The organism is Mesorhizobium sp. M7D.F.Ca.US.004.03.1.1 (assembly GCF_003998635.1).
GTDB classification, from domain to species: Bacteria; Pseudomonadota; Alphaproteobacteria; order Rhizobiales; family Rhizobiaceae; genus Mesorhizobium; species Mesorhizobium loti.
The window spans coordinates 1-781 of record NZ_RZQG01001540.1 but is presented as its reverse complement, the minus strand read 5'-3'; the positions used below and the strand labels follow the sequence as shown (position 1 = coordinate 781).

Here is a 781-nt window from a genome sequence, read left to right as displayed (position 1 = left end):
GAGGACGATCTTTCAAGGCTCGATCGACTTCGTCAGGCAATCGGCGAGGGCGATGAATCGGCGAGCCGGAGCTGTTCGACTTCGACCTACTTATCGAAACAAACCGCCGGCGGCTCGATCCTCGTCAGTAGATATTCTTGATCTTGCTGTCCGTCCGCGCAAACACCTCATCGGGGACAAAAAAATCGCCGGCCAAAGGCCCGGTCGCATCAGGCGCATAGACCGAAAAGTCGCTGACGCCCTCGGCGCGCAGAACCTCCTCGTCGATGTAGAAATTGCCTGATGCCTCGCGCGCCCGCCGCATGAAGATGGCGTGCGCGGCATCGGCCATGATGTCGGGCAATCGGCTCATCGCCGCCACCGTCGCGCCGCCGAGCAGATTGCGCACCGCCGCCGTATCGATGGTCGAAATCGGCCACAGCGAATTGACCGCGATGCCGTCCTTGGCGAACTCGGCGCTCATGCCCAGCGTGCACATCGACATGCCGAACTTGGCCATGGTGTAGGCGACGTGGTTCTTGAACCACTTGGCCTTCATGTCGAGCGGCGGCGCCAGATTCAGGATGTGAGGATTTGCAGCCAACTTCAGGTGCGGGATACACATTTTGGATACCAGGAAGGTGCCGCGCGTGTTGATCTGATGCATCAGGTCGTAGCGCTTCATGTCGGTTTCCAGCGTGCCGGTGAGCTGGATGGCGCTGGCATTGTTGACGCAGATGTCGATGCCGCCGAACTTTTCCACGGTCCTGGCGACCGCCTCGGCCACCTGTGCCTCCTCACG

The 781-nt window shown here is 60.6% G+C and carries 1 protein-coding gene; it reads right to left on the bottom strand.

Features of this window, described 5'->3' with window-relative positions; translation table 11 throughout:
- Positions 1-124: 124 nt before the first annotated feature.
- Positions 125-781 (bottom strand): SDR family oxidoreductase (locus EN935_RS38525; RefSeq protein WP_127374373.1); only part of this gene is annotated, 657 nt, incomplete at its 5' end.